This window comes from Nocardia sp. NPDC004860, assembly GCF_040609015.1.
Classification (GTDB): domain Bacteria; phylum Actinomycetota; class Actinomycetes; order Mycobacteriales; family Mycobacteriaceae; genus Nocardia.
Window position 1 is genome coordinate 34,197 of record NZ_JBEXJI010000031.1, and the last position, 17,001, is coordinate 51,197.

Below are 17,001 nucleotides of genomic sequence, written 5' to 3' on the forward strand. Positions count from 1 at the left end.
TATGTGCTGCAGCAGTTCCCAGCGAATTACGCGACGCAACCATTGTTGTGCGGGTTCGCCCCCTGGTTGCGCTGTCCGAAGCCCGATCGTGCACCTGAATCCGCACGATCACCTGGCACGGCGTGGACCTGCGCCATCACCGACGGCAAGCCGGTGGCGGTTGGTCACCGGAAGCATGCGGCCGGTGAAGTGAGGGTTCGACGGCTTGGTGTAGAGCACGGCTGCTTGCCCCTTGGTCGTCGGCAGGAACTTGACAGTGATCGCGGGGTCGGCCGCGCTGCCGAGTGCGATGAACGCCGAGGTGCTGTAGGAGCGCAACAGGCTGATGTACGCGTCGTGCAGGACCGGGGCGACCGCGAACGGCGAGGAGCAGGCCATCACGATCAAGATCACGGGGATGAGGGTGAGCACGGGCACCACGGCCAAGGTAATCGCCGGCGGCCGCATCACGTCCAGGACGAGGAATCTCCTCCCGACACGGGTGGCCTCGGCGATGGCCCGGTACGCGAGGCCCGGCGGGAAGTGATGCAGGGAAGCCACCAACACGACCAGGTCGTAGCTACGGTCGGGTGCGTCGATGGCGGTCGCGTCGGCGACCCTGGCGGTGGCACGAGGGTGGGTGCCGAGGGGACCTGCTTCGATCGCGGCAACCGATTTCGGGTCCAGGTCGGTCACTGTCACCGTCGCGGTGTCGTGCAGGTCGAGCACTCGTGCCGCCAGCTCGCCATGGCCGGCGCCCAATTCGAGCACCCGCGGATTGCGGAGGCCGTCGAGCCGTCCGACGACCAGTTGCGCGTTGTGATCGTGGTCGCCGAACACGTTGCCGACTCGATCGAGGAACGTAACGATCCTGCGCTTGCGCTGCTCGGGCACGTCATATCTGTCGAGGTACTCGAGCCTTCCGGTCTGTAGTCGCCGGTCGAGCCAAGACGCATCCGGACCGCCACGAGGCATCGCGGCGATCATCTCGATATCAGGTGGGTATTGAGTCATATCCCTCCGCCTCCTGCCAAATTTTAGTCCTGGTGCGCAGCCAGGGCGACCGAGTAGCGGCAGTTGCGTCGGTCGGCGCTGCTCTGTTCTAATGCCTGGATCGCATGTTCGATTCGCTCCGGATCACTGTCACGCGCGATCGAAAAGTCTTGTCTGCCTGTCGATCCGATCGCCTTGTGGCTGCTTTCCGCAACCCGAAAGCCATTCCGAAGGGGACGGGCCCTCAACTCACCCGTTGGGGCAATCCATGTGCTTCAGCGAAAGTACTCGAAGGCATCCTCGCCCGGTCGCCAACACATCCGGGCTCTGTCGACGAACCCGGATAGAGTGGCGATCTCCGGGCCGGCAAGTTCGTCGTAGGTCGGCCGCAGCGTCATCGCCCCACGCGGAAATACCACTCGCAGACCGGCTTCGAACGCTTCGGCCGTCGCGACAACTTGCTCGGAAATGAACGACCGCAGCGCGTCCCCGTAACCGACCTCGCCCTCCAGAAGTTGGGCAATTTTCCGTGTGGACCATCGGAAAGACGTCGCACGTGAGGATCGGCCTGTCCTCGGAGATGTACGAGTAGTCGAAGCACAGCTGCACGGAGTCCATGACGAACACGAACGACAACAGACGACACCCGGCCAAACGAGACAACAGCTCGTTGGGCACGCAAACCAAACGTTCTCCCTCGAGATTGGAACAAAATACCGCTGCTCGACACTGCGGACTGCTGTCAAGAGACATCGAAAAGACTTGTACCGCTATAGATTTGGCCGCCAAGGGTCACTGCCCGCGGATAAACGCAATTTCGAAAGACGTTGGCGGGCAGCGGATTCAGTGGGAGATCGTTGAAGCTCGTCCGGTCCGGGGTACGCACGGAGCCTTGCGTAACCGACCCCCAAATTGCGTCGGCGAACCGTGCCTTGATGCTCGCGATGCCCAGGTGTCGGGTGGTGATGCCGACGGAGTGCGGCGTCGCCACGTACCCGTGATTGCATCGGTTACCACCAGCCCGCGATGTCGCCGCGTATTCGCCCAGTCCACCGTGATCGTGGCGTGCGCCGGAGGCACGGAACTAGACTTCGAATTTGCCAGAGGTTTTCTCTTGTTGTAGTCCGTCGAACGACCCAGGGAGACCGGCCATGGCGACGCATACGTGGGAAACCGAACAGCAGCACCGCATCGACCAGGTCTTCACCGACCAGCAGGTGCGCGATGCCATGCCGTCGGAGGAGGTCATCGCCGCCGCCGGGTGGCCCGGCCTGCGACTGGCCCAGATGGTCGACACCGTCGCGGCCGGGTATGCCGAGAGGCCGGCCTTGGGCATGCGCGGTACCGAACTCGGCACCGACGCCGCCGGGCGCCGGGTCCGTCGGCTGTTGCCGCGCTTCGACACCATGACTTACCGGGAGTTGTGGTCGCGGGTGGGCGCGCTGGCCGCCGCATGGCACCGAGACCCGCAGTATCCGGTGCGTGCCGGTGACTTCGTCGCGATCCTCGGGTTCACCAGCCCCGGCTACATCACTGTCGACTTCGCCTGCACCCGGCAGGGCGTGGTCTCGGTGCCACTGCAGGTGAGCGCGACGCCCGCGCAGTGGGCGGCGATCCTCGCCGAGACCTCCCCGCGGGTGCTCGCCAGCAGCGTGGAGATGCTCGACGGGGCCGTGGACGCGGTGCTCGCCGGGACCGCCGCTCCGCAGCAACTGCTGGTCTTCGACTACCACCCCGAGGACGACAGCGACCGTGCCGCCATGGAGGGCGCCCGCCACCGCCTGGCGCAGGCCGGCAGTCCCATCGTGGTGGCCGAGCTGAACACCGTGCTCGACCGAGGCGGCAGCCTGTCTCCCGCCCCGTTGTTCGTGCCCGCCGCCGGCGAGAATCCGCTGTCCACGCTCATCTATACCTCCGGCAGCACCGGCACCCCGAAAGGCGCGATGTATACCGAGCAGATGCTGGCCGCGATGTGGCGTAGCCGCATCGGCACCGATAGCATTTCGCTGCCCGCGATCGAGCTCAACTACATGCCGCAGAGCCACCTGGCGGGGCGGATGCAGGTGGTCAGCACGCTGATGCGTGGTGGCACCGCGTATTTCACCGCCGGTAGCCACATGTCCACCCTGTTCGACGATTTCGCGCTGGTGCGGCCCACCGAGGTGTCCTTCGTGCCGCGGGTGTGCGATCTGGTGTTCCAGGAATTCGTCAGCGACGTGGAACAGCGCGTCGCGGACGGCGCCGATCGCACCACCGCCGAGCGTGAGGTGCGAATCGACCTGCGGGAGCGGCAGTTCGGTGGCCGCGTGCTGGCGATGAGTTGCGGGACCGCGCCGCTGTCCGCGGAGACACGGGCCTTCATCGAGTCCGTGTTCGAACTGCCGCTGCACGACGGGTACGGCTCCACCGAGGCCGGAATCATCATGCGGGACAACCACATTCGCCGACCCCAGGTGCTGGACTACAAGCTCGCTGAAGTGCCCGAACTCGGCTACCACCACGACGACCGGCCGCATCCGCGCGGCGAGTTGCTGGTGAAGACGATGACGATGTTCCCCGGGTACTACAAGCGGCCCGAGCTCAGCGCGGAGATGTTCGACGCCGATGGCTTCTACCGCACCGGCGACATCATGGCCGAGATCAGCCCCGACGAACTGGTGTACGTGGACCGGCGGAACAACGTGCTGAAGCTCTCGCAGGGCGAATTCGTCGCCGTGTCCCAGCTGGAGGCCGTATACGCGATCAGCGCGCTGGTCCGGCAGATCTACGTGTACGGCTCCAGCGAGCGCGCCTACGTGCTCGCGGTGGTGGTGCCCACCGACGAGGCACTGCATGCGCATCCGGACGATCTGAAGGCCGCCGTCCTGCAGTCGCTGCAGAAGATCGCGCAGAATGCCGGGCTGGCCTCCTACGAGATACCGCGCGACATCATCATCGAGACGCACCCGTTCACCCGCGCCGGAGGGCTACTGTCCGGTGTCGGAAAACTGTTGCGGCCCAAGCTGAAGCAGCGCTACGGGGACCGGCTGGAGGAACTCTACCGGGAGCTGGAGCGGCAGCAGACCGACGAATTGACCGCGTTGCGAAGCGGGATCGGTGACCGGCCGGTGCCGGAGATCGTGCACCGGGCGGTGCGCGCGCTACTCGGCTGCGCCGACGCCGATATCCGGCCCGACTCGCACTTCGGCGATCTCGGCGGCGATTCGCTGTCGGCACTGTCGCTGTCGAACCTGCTGCAGGAGATCTTCGGGATACAGGTGCCCGTCGGCGTGATCGTCAGTCCCGCGGTCGACCTGCAACAGCTGGCCGGATACATCGAGGAGGAGCAGATTACCGCGGGGCGGCGCGCGACGGCGGTCTCGGTGCACGGCACCGGCGATCGGATCCGCGCCGCCGACCTCACACTGGAGAAGTTCATCGACGCCGGCACGCTCGAGGCGGCGCCCGCGCTGCCGGCGGCGGCCACGACGCCGCGGACCGTGCTGCTCACCGGCGCCAACGGATACCTGGGCCGGTTCCTGTGCCTGCGCTGGCTGGAGCGGCTGGACGCCGTCGACGGCTCCCTGATCTGCATCATCCGCGGCAAGGACGCGGACGCGGCGCACGCGCGGCTGGACTCGGTGTTCGACTCGGGCGATCCGGCACTGTTGCGGCACTACCAGGAGCTGTCCGAACGCCGGCTGCAGGTGCTACCCGGCGACATCGGCTACCCGAATCTCGGTCTGACGGAACAGGATTGGCAGCGGCTGGCCGAAACCGCCGACATGGTCGTGCATCCCGCCGCGCTGGTGAACCACGTGCTGCCCTACGACCAGCTGTTCGGCCCCAACGTCGTCGGCACCGCGGAGGTGATCCGGCTGGCCCTGACCGGCAAGCGCAAGCCGGTCACGTACCTGTCCTCGGTGGCGGTGGCCGGCCAGGTGCCGCCCGGGAGGTTCACCGAGGACGGCGACATCCGCGAGATGAGCCCGGAACGGATACTCGACAACAGCTACGCCAACGGCTACGGCAACAGCAAGTGGGCCGGCGAGGTGTTACTACGGGACGCGCAGGAGCGGTTCGGGCTGCCGGTGGCGGTGTTCCGCTCCGACATGATCCTCGCGCACAGCTATTACGCCGGGCAGCTCAACGTGACCGACATGTTCACCCGGCTGCTGCTCAGCATCCTGGTGACCGGCATGGCGCCGAAGTCGTTCTACCGCACCGACTCCGGCGGCCATCGGCAGCGGGCGCACTACGACGGCCTGCCCGCCGACTTCACCGCCGACGCGATCGTCACCCTCGGCGGCCGCGCCACCAGCGGCTATCAGAGCTTCGATGTGCTGAACCCCTATGACGACGGCATCTCCCTGGACCAGTTCGTCGACTGGCTCATCGACGAGGGTCACCCGGTCCAGCGCTTCGACGACTACGGCGAATGGCTGTCCCGCTTCGAGAGCGCCCTGCTGGCCCTACCCCAGCAGCAACGCCAGCAATCCGTCCTCCCGCTGCTGGACGCCTACCGCACTCCCGCCGAACCCACCCGAGGCTCCGTCCTCCCCGCCGGCCTCTTCCGTGTCGCCGTGCAGCAGGCCGATCTCGGCCCCGACGCCGACATCCCCCACCTTTCCCCCGCGCTTGTCCACAAGTACGTCGACGACCTGCACCTGCTGAAGCTCCTCTGACTTCGATCGGTCCGGGGCCAACCCCGGGCGGCAAAACCCCCGAATTTTCACGATCCCTTCCGGCGGCGGGTGGGCCCAGCAGCATGCTTGCGGGCCCACCCGCCGCGCACAAGCGCACACCGCGGTTCGGTTTCGATATCGTCGGGAACCCACCGCGATACATCCGCTGGCCGAGCGAGTGCGCGCGGCCTTCGATACCGCCGATCTAGTCCCAATCGAAGAACTCGAACGGCAGTAGATGGTGGAACCATCCCGGAGGGATTCCCCAGCCCGGAGGGAAGAATCCCCAGCCTGGCGGGAAGAAGTGCTTACTCTCCCAGCCGTGGTCCCAGTGCTGATCGACAGGGGTGGGGGTGTAGTTGGTGACCACATCGGCCTGGGCCGGCACGGTCACGGCGGTGACCGGAGCCACCGCGATCGCACCGGCGAGGACGGCCCGAGCCACCGTTTGCCTGGTCATTGCGAACATTGCTGATCCTTCTGGTGGTCCATTCAACTCGATCGCCCCATGGCTATCCCCGCGCAACGTGCGTGGAAGATTACTCGGTCGACTGCTATCGATCAGCGGTGGAAATACGGGCCGATACATCCGCGGCACGGCGAATAGCTCAGGCATCGTCACAACGATAACCCCGGCAGATTCTTCCGAGCAATTGATCGCCGACTTTATCTGGGGTGCCCGTAGCAATTGGCGAGAATCCAACGAAGTTCGGAAATATCCCCTGGTAGAGGCGATCTAGCGGGTCGCGCCTCCATGGTTCTCAGCCACCGCAATATCGTGCAGTCAGAGGCTCTCCGTCACCGCCGGAAGTGAGTCAGGCCCTTTGTTTGTACAGTCCCGGGCCGGCCAGCGGCGCGAGATATACGGTGGCCGCCCGCGCGACCGGTTTCAGGCGCGGTCGACCCAGATCAGCGCCGGAGAATTGGATCCGGCGAGCCGGTCGAGCATGCGTGAGCAGAGCACACTCCGGATTTCGGCGGGATCGTGACCGCCGAGGGCTGTGACGCCGGCGATATCGGTATAGGAGCCGGCTGGTCGTCACAGCCGAACGACTGATTCAGGGCTATCCGCTACAGTGCGCGGCGCACAGCCTGGTGTTGCCGTCGAGATGGTCGGTGCCGATCCTGGCCCGGGCGGGCACGGGTTCGCGTCGGCGTTCAAGGTGACACCAGCGCCGAAGTGGGATCGAGCACGATCTTCACCGCGCCATCGGACTTGTGCTGGAACATCTGGTAGGCGTCGGCCGCGGCGCTCAGCGGAAGCCGATGCGTAGCGAAGTTTTCGACTCCGAGCGGATCGTCGTCATCGAGCAACGGCAGCAGGTCCGGTACCCAGCGTCGGACATTGGCCTGGCCCATGCGCAACTGGATCTGCTTGTCGAACAGGATCCGCATCGGAATCGGGTCGACCATGCCGCCGTACACACCGGCCAGCGAGATAGTCCCGCCTCGCCGGACCACATCGATCGCGGTCTGCAATGCCGCCAGCCGATCGATGCCGGCGGTGTCGATCACCTTCTGCGCCAGTGAATCCGGCAGGAACGCTGCTGAACGTTGTGCCAGCGCCGTCAGCGGCGACCCGTGTGCTTCCATACCGACCGCGTCGATCACCGAGTCAGTGCCGCGGCCGTCGGTGAGGTCACGGATGATCGCGCCGACCGATCGATCCGCGGTCGAGAGATCGATGCATTCGATGCCGCGCTCCGATACCCGGCGTAATCGCTCGGGCACACGGTCGACTCCGATCACCCGGTACCCCCGGTGCGAGGCGATCCGGCAGGCCATGTCACCTATGGGACCCAGCCCCAGCACGGTGACGGAGCCGCCGTCGGGCACTGCGGCGTATTCCACCGCCTGCCACGCCGTCGGCAGCACATCCGACAGATACAGATAGCGGGAGTCGTCGGGGTCGGGCGGCACCGTGATGTGGGTGGACTCGGCATGCGGTACCCGCAGATACTCGGCCTGCCCGCCGGGAACCCGGCCGTAGAGCTTCGAATAGCCGAACAGCGCCGCACCGCAACCATATTCACGAACCTGCGTGGTCTCACACTGTGTGGACAGACCCTGGTCACACATGAAGCAGTGACCACAGCTGATCTGGAAAGGAATCACCACCCGATCCCCAGCGGCCAGATTCGTGACCGCCGAGCCGACCTCTTCCACGATGCCGATCGATTCGTGCCCGAGAACATCGCCGGCACTCATGTAGCTGCCGAGCACCTCGTACAGGTGCAGATCCGAGCCGCAGATACCGGTCGACGTCACCCGGATGACGGCGTCGGTCGGCTCCTCGATACGCGGATCGGGCACGTTCTCGACCGATACCTTGCGAAATCCCTGCCATGTCACGGCTTTCATCCGTCCTCCTCGATCCGGCTCCGCACATCGCGTGCTCCGTCGATCACACCGGCGCCGAAACAACCGGCCTGACTTGGCTCGCGTACCCGGAGTCCATCCGGTTATTCACCCGACTGCCGATCCACCGCACGCAGGCGATGAACTGCCCCGCCGGGTCGGGTGATGTGCGCCGATCCGGTGTTCGTCGATCCGGGCAGTCGGAGGCGTTCGGCCAACGGCGTCGCATCTCGATGGCGCGGTCAGCGAGAGCGAGTCCGATACGCCCGTTGGCATACCGGCCCGGGTGCCGTCTTGTGCGTGAGCCCCGTTAGGGATTCATGCATGTGGGTAAGCGGCAGACAGCAGGTAGTGGAGATAGCCATATTGTTTCTGGTTCTGCTGCCGGCCTATTGAATCCATTGAAGGAGACGATGCAGCTATGTCCAGCGAACATCCACCTGAAGAGCCCCAATCGGAACCCGGAGTCAAAGGCTCGCGAGACACCGGGTCGGATACGCCGGGTGGCGGATCGGCAGATCGCCCGGCCGGCACGATCGACGAAGAAGAAGTCACTTCAACACGCGACCACAACCCGACGGAAAAAAACGTCGGCTCGACCGGGACCCTTCCTCCAGAAGATGCGGAACCGGCCGTACCGCCCTACGAAGGGCGCCGAACAAGCACCGAAGAGGGGAATTGACAGCGCTCCTATCCGGGTGCATCCATCGTGGATTCGCGGAACTGGCCGGGTCTCATTCGTTTTCGGCCTCGGCATCGTTGGCGTGGCGCTCGCATCGGCGCGGCTGATTACGGGTTCGCACGGCGGGCGCACCAAACGCAGGGAACCTGCAAACCAACTGATCCGGAAGGGCATTGACGGGCGAGGTTGCTCGTCAACCACGAGGCCGCGGTCGGACCGACCGGCCCCGTCGGCGGTTATGACGGCGGATCCCCAGCCGGTCGCTATGGCGACGCGCTGCACGGGTAGCCGATCCACAGCTACATTCCGCCGCCGAGGAGTGCGCCGATGCCGAAACATACCCGTCAGAGGCTGCGTCACGGCGGCCCGGTGAGCGGTATCGACGGCTTGGGCCACCGTCGTGAGCCAGACGCTGATCCGGCCGCCTTGCACACGAGAGAACTGGTGCGGTGATGGCTGAGATCGGTGTCCTCGTGCAACGCCTATCCGCCGCCGCGGCCCGGTCGGACTGCACGGTGGCGATCGCGGAGTCGTTGACCTGCGGCAAGTTGTCGTCGACGTTGGGCGCGGCACCGGAGTCCGCGCGCTGGTTGCGCGGCGCGGTCGTGGCCTACAGCACACAGGTCAAACGTCAGTTGCTCGGAGTTCCCGAGGTGCCCGCCGTCTCGCAGACCGCTGCACGTGCGATGGCCGGAGCGGTGCGGACGCTGCTCGGAGCCGACGTCGCTGTGGCCGTGACCGGTGTCGGCGGTCCCGGCGCCCAGGACGGCGAACCGGCAGGGTCGGTGTGGCTGGCGATCGATACCGGCACCGGGCAGTGGGCCCGCCATGAGCAATTCGGCGGGGAGCCCACGGCGGTGCTGGAGGCCACCGTCGCGGTCGCGCTCGCCATGCTGCTCGACGCGGTGGAAAAGCGCACCCTCTCATCCTGAACGGTGCGATCTTGCCGACACGTCGCGCGAGGCGGGCAAACGTGGCAGATATGCGGCGCGGGATGCGGGGTCTGGAATCGCTCGAGCTGTCGCGGGCGCGTATTTTGTCGGGGAACTCGCGGGTAGGTCCGAGTTGACCCTGTACCTCGACCCGGAGGGGGAAGCCCTGCGCGGCAAGGGTCGGTAAAAGCGGTACGTCCCGGGTATGCCCTGATCATGAACGAGAAAACGCAGCTCCTTCACCCCGGTCAGAAGACCCCGGTCAGCGGCATCTACGAATGCGCCTGCGGTCGGGGACACCGGTTCAGCACCGATGTCGAGGGCCACCGCCTACCGCCGTTGCCACCCGATTGCCGAAGCCGGGGCTGGCGTCTGGCACAGGCAACCCACCACGCCCCTCACCACAGCTGATCACAGCACGCACCACCGGCATCGGCACGGTGGCGCTACAGCCACAACTCGGTGTCCGGGGAACACCGGTCGGCGCGACCCGACAAACGCTGCGCGAAGCTTTCGGCCCACACAGCCGACTCCGATTCCTCGGGATGCACGGATGCACGCCGCCCCGTTCTCGGGCCACCGGCAGCGGCCTCCCGCTTCGCGCCGCCGGGCCGTGCCTGCAGCGCCAGCAACCGCACTCCCCAGCAGACATAGGCCTCCACGCTCATCCCCGCACACTCGGCCGCATCGTCGAGCGCCAGCCAGTCGTCCTCGCCCACCCTCACCACGATGTCCCTGCTCGCCATCGAGCCAACGCTAGACCCGTCGAGGATCCGACCACCAGCACAAACGGTCCCGCACGGCGTGTCCAGACCCCAGCCAGGCCCGGGCGCGACCATGATGTCGGTCATGACCGATTCCGACAGCGTGACACGGTCAGCCTCCACCTGGCCGCCCATACCGCCCGAGCACGAGACCGGCACCCGTCATCAGCACGCGGCCTGGCAGCTCGCCGGCCACGAAGTCGACCTCTACTCCGAACGCGAACTCCAACAAGTCCTGTTCGAGGAACTCGCCCTGCCCGCTACCCCCGACCACACCACCGACACCCCGTCCCTGGCAGCACTACGGCGACAACACCCACACCCATTCCTCGACCACCTGCTGGCCTACCGTGCCGAACGCGCCGCCGCCGGAGACCTCGGCTGACCAGACCGCCACCGACTCTCTGCCCGCAGACCGGTCGCCAGCCCCTGCTCACCGCTCTCGGCGGTGCGTGCTGCGGCGCGTCCATCCGTCATGGACCGGGCGACCGGCTCGATCGCTGTTCCAGCGGCTGTTGTCGTCCGGCGCCGCCAACAACACGCGAACGCCGCCAGAAACCGCCCGCCACCGACGCACGAGCGAAGCCCTCCTGGATTCGATCCCCATAACCAACCATCGCGATCAGATGGACAAGGGTCTCGCCCCAGCGTCGCGGAAGTGCACGTGGGGCGCGACCCTCGTATCGGCTCGGACACTCGGGTCGCGTGCTGCGCCGACACCTCAGCACACACCCAACAGGCCACTGGCATAACCGGTCGGTGCCCGATCGTGGCCGACCAATGGCGAACTTGTTACCGACTCCGCCCACCCACCATGGCCGGCCCTATGGGCGCATGCCCTCGATGGCTTGCATGCCAACGCTTCTGAGGCTGAACACACATCGTGTTCACGCGATCTTCGACGCCGAGATCGACACGACACAGAGCCGGCCTGCTCACGCGCCGGTCGACGCCGCGACCGACCGCGGATCCCGGTTCCAGCAGGAGGTCGCCTCGGGAACACCCACCGCGGTCGAGGCATCCTCTGGTCTCAGCGCGGCCGTGCCGCCAACCATCCAGATCCGATTCGCTCGACCTGCACCTGAACCTTCCTGGACAGATCCAGTGCGACGTCTGCCAGGGCCGCCGCTCGAGACGTGACACCTTCGAGACCACAGGCTTCCCGGACGGATTGCCCGATTGTTAGCGAGGGGTGTAATCGGGTAAGCGGTCGGCAGGAGGTGGCAAAAGAATGGTTATTGCACTGCTTGTGCTCCTGCTCGCATTGCTTCTGTTCGCAGCAGGTTTCGCGATGAAAGCTTTGTGGTGGGTTGCGGTCGCCGTCCTGGTGCTCTGGATCTTCGGGTTCGTCTTCCCCAGCGCCGATGACGTCGAAGCCCACAGACACTGGTACCGATGGTGAGGACGAGGTGAGCGCACGTGGGCTATTCGCGGCCTATCCCCGCCCGGTTACGTTGTGGCGCAGACAATCTGGGTAAGGCGGCGTTCGATGCGCGCCCAGGTTCGCGGCGTCAGAGGATGGGCCGTCCGCCGGTCACGGCCAAGCGGGCGCCGGAGATGTAGCTTCCGTCGTCGCCGGCCAGCAGGACGTAGGCGGGAGCGAGTTCGGCCGGCTGGCCGGCACGTCCCAGCGGTGTGTCATCGCCGAATCCGGCGACCTTTTCCGGCGGCATGGTGGAGGGGATCAGTGGCGTCCAGATCGGCCCCGGGGCAACGCTGTTGACGCGGATGCCGCGCGGTCCGAGCAGCTGGGCCAGGCTGGCGGAGAGATTGGCGATGGCCGCTTTGGTCGCGGCGTACGGGGCAAGCGTAGGCGAAGGCATATCGGAGTTGACCGAAGAGCTGCCGATGACCGAGGCGCCCGCACTCATGTGCGGCAAGGCTGCTTTCACCAGCGTGAAGTAGGCGCCGACGTTGAGCTTGAAGGTGCAGTCGAACTCCTCGTCGCTGATCTCTTCCAAGTCGGTGTGGTTCGTCTGAAAGGCGGCGTTGCTGACGAGGATGTCGATACGTCCGAATTCCCGTGCCGCACTGTCGATCACGGTGTGGCAGGCCTGGGGCTGGGACAGGTCACCCGGCACGAGTACAGCGCGCCGGGAAATACGACCGCGATCACCGGCGCGCGCCGGGTCGAAGCAATGTCCGATCGGTAAGAAGTTTCAGTTCCCGGGTCTGGGGACGTCTCCGCGCCAGGCACCGGTCTCGTGCGGCTGGTTTTCGATGAATTCCTTGAATCGGCGCAAATCTCCTTTGACTCGGTGGTCGAGCAGGCCGGTTTTGTCGCCGACGTTTTCGATGAATCCTTCAGGGTCGAGGTCCATCTGGGTGATGATGCGGGTGGTGCGGTCGTCGATGCGGTGGAAGGTGACCACGCCGGCATGGCACGGGCCGCTGTCGGAGTGCCACGCGATGCGCTCGTCGGGGTGTTGTTCGGTGATGGTCGCGTCGAATTCTCGTTCCACCGGGCCGAATTTCACCTTCCAGTGGGTGTGGGTGGCGTCGAGTTGATCGATGCGTTCGACACCGTCCATGAACTGGGGAAACGATTCGAATTGTGTCCACTGGTTGTAGGCGGTGTGCAGCGGTACGTGCACATCGGCCGATGCGGTAACGGTGCTCATGGGACCTCCTCGCTCGGGTGCTTCCAATCTCTGCCTACCCGGCGCATTCGAACGAAAACAGGCGGATCGACCGACCGGGCCGTTCACTCGTCACCACGAGCGCGGCCAGTTGGACGGAGGTCGTGGCGCGGTGCATTCCTTCCCCTGCAGACACGCGGTCTGGCACAGCCGATCCCGTGAGACGAGTTCGCCGCGTCGGGCCAGGCGTGGCGAACCCGGGGGTGCGCGAGGACACTGAAGACGTACCGCCGAATTCGTATCCAGGAGCAATGTGATGGCAGCCGACAGGCCTTTCGGGATCGATCCAGAAGAATTCGAGCGCGCGTTACGGGAGGTGGGGATCGAATTCCGCGACCTGCTCGGAAAGGCCGGCGAGTACATCGATCGCGCAGGTGTGAATACGCTGGCGTCGCTGCTCGGTCAGTTCGGTCAGCCGGGGCGGACGCGGCCACCGCAGCCGGAGGGCGAGACCACCGGCGAGACCGGCAGCGGAGTGTGGGTCATCTACAGCATCGACGACGCCGGCGAGGCCAGGGTCGAGCAGGTTTTTCCGAGTGAGCTCGAGGCCTTGCGTGCGCATCGCGACAACACCGATGAACGCCGTCGCGTGCGGTTCCTGCCCTACGGCGTCCCCGCAACCGCCTTGGACACGCCCTGACCCAGGCTGCGGCCGCTCACCTCTCGGGCTGATCCGATCTCGCCATCGGGCACCGCCGAGTGGATGGCTGCCGAGGACAGAACTCGGAAGGCAGCCTCGACCGGGCCTCCTGAGGCCCGGGCGATACACCACAATCGGAGACAGCCGAATACGCGACTTCACCGGTCCGGAACCACGCAATACCGACGAATGACCTTGGCGCTTCTCCTGATTCGGAACTGAACGAACAGGCCGAGGATCGCACGGTTGTGTTCGCACGGTTGCATCGCGGTAGTGTCGCAGCGCTTCATGCACGCCATGACTGTTTAGAGTCGCTCGCTATGAAATGGAATCGGCGTAAGCGAGTGGCCATGGACGGTGCTTCGGTGACCCGGGTCAGCGAGGCCGCGCGGCGGGACCCGGAGGGTTCGACCACGTGCAGCGGATTCGCCGAACGGGCCCTGGCGACGCCGGCGGTCCCGGCGTGGATCCACTGGGTCCATGACCGCAACCCCGAGATCGCTCGGTTCTACTTTCAGCTGCACTATCCCCTCGACGACGGTTACGGCGATGAGGAGCGGATCCTCAAGCGGGCACATCAGGCCGAGCAAGCCGCACGGTGCGTGGAACGAGCCCGCCGCTTCCACACCGACAGGCCCGTGCTGAGTGCCTATTTCCCCGAGCTGCCCGACGATGAGGACTTCCACGCCGCCTGCGACGCAGGGCGCGAATGGGACGGGCACTGGTACTCCCGCGACCCGCTGCAAGCCTGGCCCGAGGTCCACGGCCTCCGATAGACGCTCCGGGCCTCGGTATCGGCGGTCGAGGTCCTCGCCATATCCGGGCATCGACCTGCCGGGGTTCCCCCGCAGATCGGCCGGGTGGCCTGAACTGCGGAAAGGGTCAGGTCGTGAGCAGGCGGTTGAAGAACGATCGGTAGCGACGCAGGGCCATACGCAGATCCTCGGTGTCCGCCTGCTCACCGCGATTCCATTGCCCTTCGAGCTCTTGTTTGTGTTCGGCGAACGTCGTGGCCAGCGTCTGCATGACGTTTGCGACCAGAGTGTCGGCCGCGTGCACAGCGTCACGGGGGTCGTCGACGAACTTGTTCTGGATCTCCTGCCACCGCACGCGGAAGCCTTCCTCGTCCTCCGTCGTGAGGAGCTGCGGAGCTTCCTCCTCGGTCGGCGCGTCGGTCGGCGCGGCTGTCTCCGCTGCCTGGGATTCGGGTTCAGCGGAGCCACTCGTCGGGGCGCTCTCGCCCGGGAAGGCGGGGGCCTCGGACTGCGGTTCGGACGCTTCGTCTGTCGCCCGGCCGCGGGGCTGGGCAAGGTCTTCGGTGGACAGACCGTCCTCGGTCGAGTCCGATACGTGGTCGCGTTGCATGTCTCCTCCGTCTCTGATTGCCTTGGCATGTCGGGGATCTGGGCCGCTCAAGCCCGGGCGTGACGGGCTTGGCCGCCGTCCGAGAGCAGCTCGTCGAACAGAGCTCGGTAATGCACCATGGCACCCCGCAGCTGTTCGGTGGTCGCCTTGTGTCGGGTACTGAGCGCCTCGATGTCATGGGCGGCCCGGTAGTGCTCGAGCGTGCGGCCGTGCTCCACCGAGAGGTCCTCGAGCTGTTGCTCGAAGCCCTCGGTCGGGTAGCCGCATTCGCGCATCAGGGACGTCACCAGCCGGTCCGCGTCATGCACGGCATCCTCCGGCCGGTCCACGAATTCCCCTTGCACGTTCGTCCAGTCCCGGCTGTACCGATCACGGACGCTGCTCTGCAGCGGCCGGATATCCAGCGAGTCATGGCGTTTCTCGCGGGTCCTGAGCTCGCGCTCGCCGGCCAATCGGCTGTCGGCGCCCTCGACGGTCCGTTCGTACTCCGGGCCGAAGCGTTCTCGAAGGTGATGACGGCGGACGAGAAGCAAAGCTGCTGCCGCGATCAGGATCGCCACCACGACCAGGGGGACGACGATCGCGAGAAGGGTCCCTAGTGACATCGTGCCCAACCCCTTCACATTTGCCGGAATCTGCCCTATGGCTTTTGCCCATGTGTTGCCGATGAAACGTCGTAGTGGGTTGACTTTTACGGAGTGATTGCTATGTCGAGAACCGTCGGTTGCATCGGGCCGAGGGCGTGCCGATCAAGGAAGGCGCTCGCCGCGCTCATGTTCCGACCGGACAGACCCAGGACCACGCACCTGGGCGCGGACGTCGTGAGCGCGCTGGCCGCCGAGCATCAACCCCCGCTATATCGGAGGTGAGCCGAGCGCAACGACGGTCAGGGGTCTGCGGTGTCTCACGTCCTCGTGCTTCGCCTGCCGCACGCCGGACTCGGTCGCTCGGCATGAGGTAGGAGTTCTGACCGGACCTACCGGGCCGGGCGGTCGCAGGCGTGGCACGTGCGATACACCCGGTCACCAAGCTTCACCAAATCCGCTGGGCGTGTCAGCCCACGGCTCGTGTGTTCGGACTGCGAGCATGGACAGCCATGTCCATGGGGAAAGGGAAGAAGGCAGGCAAGAAGGCGACACGCTGGCGTGTCCGGCGATCCACGCAAGATGCCCGACCGACCACGCCGGGAGCGCAAACCGAGTTCGCCACGGCACTGCAAGCCGAGATCTGGCACCGCCCCTACCCACCAGCCAGCGTCACGCAGGCCCTGGGCACCGAATACGGCCATCCGGTGCCCGAAGCCGACATGCGGACGTTCGCGGGATTGGACATTCTGCTGCGCGCTCGCGGCTGGAGCTTCATCCGGGAACACTCCGGCCCGCACCAACTCACCTTCGGCTACCCACCCTCCGAAGTCGGCCTCGCCAACCTGAGCCGAGGGTTGGAACCCGCCACCACGATCGTGGTCGTCTTGGACCGCTTCCATCCGAGCGACGCCGTCTCCAACTGCCAGGTCGAAATCCTGCTCGTCGGCACCCGGCATGGGCACCCCCAGCTCACCAGCCTGGCCGATCTGACCCGCTATCTCGGTGTCATCGAATCCCATCGGCCCGCAGACCCGACCCCGCTGCCGTTCCTCCCGATCGGCCATGCCCACGCCGGAGAGCGTGTGGACCGGACGGCAGAGATCGCGCACAGCCACAGCGCTGCCACCGGCCACAGCGACGATCACGCCAGCAGCCACCAGGAATCGGAACTACTCGACCCGGACAGCATCCCGTCGCCGCCACCTACCTCCACTGCGCGCCGTGCCACATCGAAGGTGTCCTGGCCCAGATCGCCCAACCGCAACCAGCGGCCGGCTGCGGCAGCGACGACGACCGGTGTGCGGCCTGCATGAACACTGCCCTCGTCTCACCAACGACAGACGGGTAATAACCGAACTCGGAGCGGATTGCACTATCGCTGCTGGTCAAACCTAGATT

Annotated in this window: 15 protein-coding genes and 2 pseudogenes; 8 read left to right on the top strand and 9 right to left on the bottom strand. The window is 65.9% G+C overall.

What is annotated here, in order from left to right; translation table 11 throughout:
- Window positions 1-108: 108 nt before the first annotated feature.
- Window positions 109-993 carry a class I SAM-dependent methyltransferase gene (locus ABZV44_RS37120; RefSeq protein ID WP_354847215.1) on the bottom strand — a complete coding sequence of 295 codons (885 nt, stop codon included), beginning with the start codon at window positions 991-993 and terminating at the stop codon, window positions 109-111.
- A 1,130-nt stretch (window positions 994-2,123) separates the two neighbouring features.
- Between ABZV44_RS37120 and car the strand changes: the two genes are divergently transcribed.
- Window positions 2,124-5,636 carry a carboxylic acid reductase gene (gene car, locus ABZV44_RS37125; protein ID WP_354847217.1) on the top strand — a complete coding sequence of 1,171 codons (3,513 nt, stop codon included), beginning with the start codon at window positions 2,124-2,126 and terminating at the stop codon, window positions 5,634-5,636.
- A gap of 205 nt (window positions 5,637-5,841) precedes the next feature.
- Here the strand turns inward: car and ABZV44_RS37130 are convergent, their stop codons facing one another.
- The 3 genes and pseudogenes from ABZV44_RS37130 to ABZV44_RS37140 form a co-directional block, all read right to left on the bottom strand.
- Window positions 5,842-6,096 (bottom strand): hypothetical protein, encoded by a 255-nt coding sequence (locus tag ABZV44_RS37130; protein WP_354847219.1) that lies wholly within the window; start codon window positions 6,094-6,096, stop codon window positions 5,842-5,844.
- Between the two features lie 382 nt (window positions 6,097-6,478).
- Window positions 6,479-6,760 (bottom strand): annotated as a pseudogene (locus ABZV44_RS37135) (nitrate reductase); the annotation flags it as partial.
- Between the two features lie 34 nt (window positions 6,761-6,794).
- Window positions 6,795-7,997: an alcohol dehydrogenase catalytic domain-containing protein gene (locus ABZV44_RS37140; protein ID WP_354847221.1), complete on the bottom strand. Its 1,203-nt coding sequence runs from the start codon at window positions 7,995-7,997 to the stop codon at window positions 6,795-6,797.
- Between the two features lie 418 nt (window positions 7,998-8,415).
- Here ABZV44_RS37140 and ABZV44_RS37145 point away from each other — a divergent pair, with 418 nt between their 5' ends.
- Window positions 8,416-8,676 (top strand): hypothetical protein, encoded by a 261-nt coding sequence (locus ABZV44_RS37145; RefSeq protein WP_354847224.1) that lies wholly within the window; start codon window positions 8,416-8,418, stop codon window positions 8,674-8,676.
- A 452-nt stretch (window positions 8,677-9,128) separates the two neighbouring features.
- Window positions 9,129-9,608, top strand: coding sequence for a CinA family protein (locus ABZV44_RS37150; protein WP_354847227.1), 480 nt, complete (start codon window positions 9,129-9,131; stop codon window positions 9,606-9,608).
- Between the two features lie 446 nt (window positions 9,609-10,054).
- On the opposite strand, the gene ABZV44_RS37155 is transcribed toward ABZV44_RS37150, so the two are convergent.
- Window positions 10,055-10,354, bottom strand: coding sequence for a hypothetical protein (locus ABZV44_RS37155; RefSeq protein WP_354847229.1), 300 nt, complete (start codon window positions 10,352-10,354; stop codon window positions 10,055-10,057).
- 103 nt (window positions 10,355-10,457) lie between these two features.
- Here ABZV44_RS37155 and ABZV44_RS37160 point away from each other — a divergent pair, with 103 nt between their 5' ends.
- Entirely contained in the window at window positions 10,458-10,757 is a 300-nt protein-coding gene (locus tag ABZV44_RS37160; RefSeq protein ID WP_354847231.1) for a hypothetical protein, read from the top strand.
- A gap of 846 nt (window positions 10,758-11,603) precedes the next feature.
- Window positions 11,604-11,774, top strand: coding sequence for a hypothetical protein (locus ABZV44_RS37165; protein ID WP_354847234.1), 171 nt, complete (start codon window positions 11,604-11,606; stop codon window positions 11,772-11,774).
- A 109-nt stretch (window positions 11,775-11,883) separates the two neighbouring features.
- Here the strand turns inward: ABZV44_RS37165 and ABZV44_RS37170 are convergent.
- Window positions 11,884-12,468, bottom strand: a pseudogene (locus ABZV44_RS37170) (SDR family oxidoreductase); the annotation flags it as partial.
- Window positions 12,469-12,531: 63 nt separating this feature from the next.
- Window positions 12,532-12,993, bottom strand: a complete 462-nt coding sequence (locus ABZV44_RS37175; protein WP_354847237.1) for an SRPBCC family protein — start codon at window positions 12,991-12,993, stop codon at window positions 12,532-12,534.
- Between the two features lie 274 nt (window positions 12,994-13,267).
- Between ABZV44_RS37175 and ABZV44_RS37180 the strand changes: the two genes are divergently transcribed.
- A complete protein-coding gene (locus tag ABZV44_RS37180) occupies window positions 13,268-13,651 on the top strand; it encodes a hypothetical protein (protein ID WP_354847240.1) in 384 nt (127 codons plus the stop codon).
- Window positions 13,652-13,971: 320 nt separating this feature from the next.
- Window positions 13,972-14,427 carry a hypothetical protein gene (locus ABZV44_RS37185; RefSeq protein WP_354847243.1) on the top strand — a complete coding sequence of 152 codons (456 nt, stop codon included), beginning with the start codon at window positions 13,972-13,974 and terminating at the stop codon, window positions 14,425-14,427.
- Window positions 14,428-14,533: 106 nt separating this feature from the next.
- On the opposite strand, the gene ABZV44_RS37190 is transcribed toward ABZV44_RS37185, so the two are convergent.
- Together ABZV44_RS37190 and ABZV44_RS37195 are read right to left on the bottom strand one after the other, a co-directional pair.
- Window positions 14,534-15,016, bottom strand: a complete 483-nt coding sequence (locus tag ABZV44_RS37190; protein WP_354847245.1) for a hypothetical protein — start codon at window positions 15,014-15,016, stop codon at window positions 14,534-14,536.
- A 47-nt stretch (window positions 15,017-15,063) separates the two neighbouring features.
- Window positions 15,064-15,576: a hypothetical protein gene (locus ABZV44_RS37195; protein ID WP_354847248.1), complete on the bottom strand. Its 513-nt coding sequence runs from the start codon at window positions 15,574-15,576 to the stop codon at window positions 15,064-15,066.
- A 536-nt stretch (window positions 15,577-16,112) separates the two neighbouring features.
- Between ABZV44_RS37195 and ABZV44_RS37200 the strand changes: the two genes are divergently transcribed.
- Complete coding sequence (locus ABZV44_RS37200; RefSeq protein ID WP_354847251.1) at window positions 16,113-16,916, top strand: hypothetical protein; 804 nt, start codon at window positions 16,113-16,115, stop codon at window positions 16,914-16,916.
- Window positions 16,917-17,001 lie beyond the last annotated feature (85 nt).

Coding starts and splice junctions, on each gene's coding strand:
- ABZV44_RS37120 (WP_354847215.1), bottom strand. CDS start 993: ATGACTCAATACCCACCTGATATCGAGATGATCGCCGCGATGCCTCGT.
- ABZV44_RS37175 (WP_354847237.1), bottom strand. CDS start 12,993: ATGAGCACCGTTACCGCATCGGCCGATGTGCACGTACCGCTGCACACC.
- ABZV44_RS37160 (WP_354847231.1), top strand. CDS start 10,458: ATGACCGATTCCGACAGCGTGACACGGTCAGCCTCCACCTGGCCGCCC.
- ABZV44_RS37130 (WP_354847219.1), bottom strand. CDS start 6,096: ATGACCAGGCAAACGGTGGCTCGGGCCGTCCTCGCCGGTGCGATCGCG.
- ABZV44_RS37150 (WP_354847227.1), top strand. CDS start 9,129: ATGGCTGAGATCGGTGTCCTCGTGCAACGCCTATCCGCCGCCGCGGCC.
- ABZV44_RS37165 (WP_354847234.1), top strand. CDS start 11,604: ATGGTTATTGCACTGCTTGTGCTCCTGCTCGCATTGCTTCTGTTCGCA.
- ABZV44_RS37200 (WP_354847251.1), top strand. CDS start 16,113: ATGTCCATGGGGAAAGGGAAGAAGGCAGGCAAGAAGGCGACACGCTGG.
- ABZV44_RS37140 (WP_354847221.1), bottom strand. CDS start 7,997: ATGAAAGCCGTGACATGGCAGGGATTTCGCAAGGTATCGGTCGAGAAC.
- ABZV44_RS37155 (WP_354847229.1), bottom strand. CDS start 10,354: ATGGCGAGCAGGGACATCGTGGTGAGGGTGGGCGAGGACGACTGGCTG.
- ABZV44_RS37180 (WP_354847240.1), top strand. CDS start 13,268: ATGGCAGCCGACAGGCCTTTCGGGATCGATCCAGAAGAATTCGAGCGC.
- ABZV44_RS37145 (WP_354847224.1), top strand. CDS start 8,416: ATGTCCAGCGAACATCCACCTGAAGAGCCCCAATCGGAACCCGGAGTC.
- ABZV44_RS37190 (WP_354847245.1), bottom strand. CDS start 15,016: ATGCAACGCGACCACGTATCGGACTCGACCGAGGACGGTCTGTCCACC.
- car (WP_354847217.1), top strand. CDS start 2,124: ATGGCGACGCATACGTGGGAAACCGAACAGCAGCACCGCATCGACCAG.
- ABZV44_RS37185 (WP_354847243.1), top strand. CDS start 13,972: ATGAAATGGAATCGGCGTAAGCGAGTGGCCATGGACGGTGCTTCGGTG.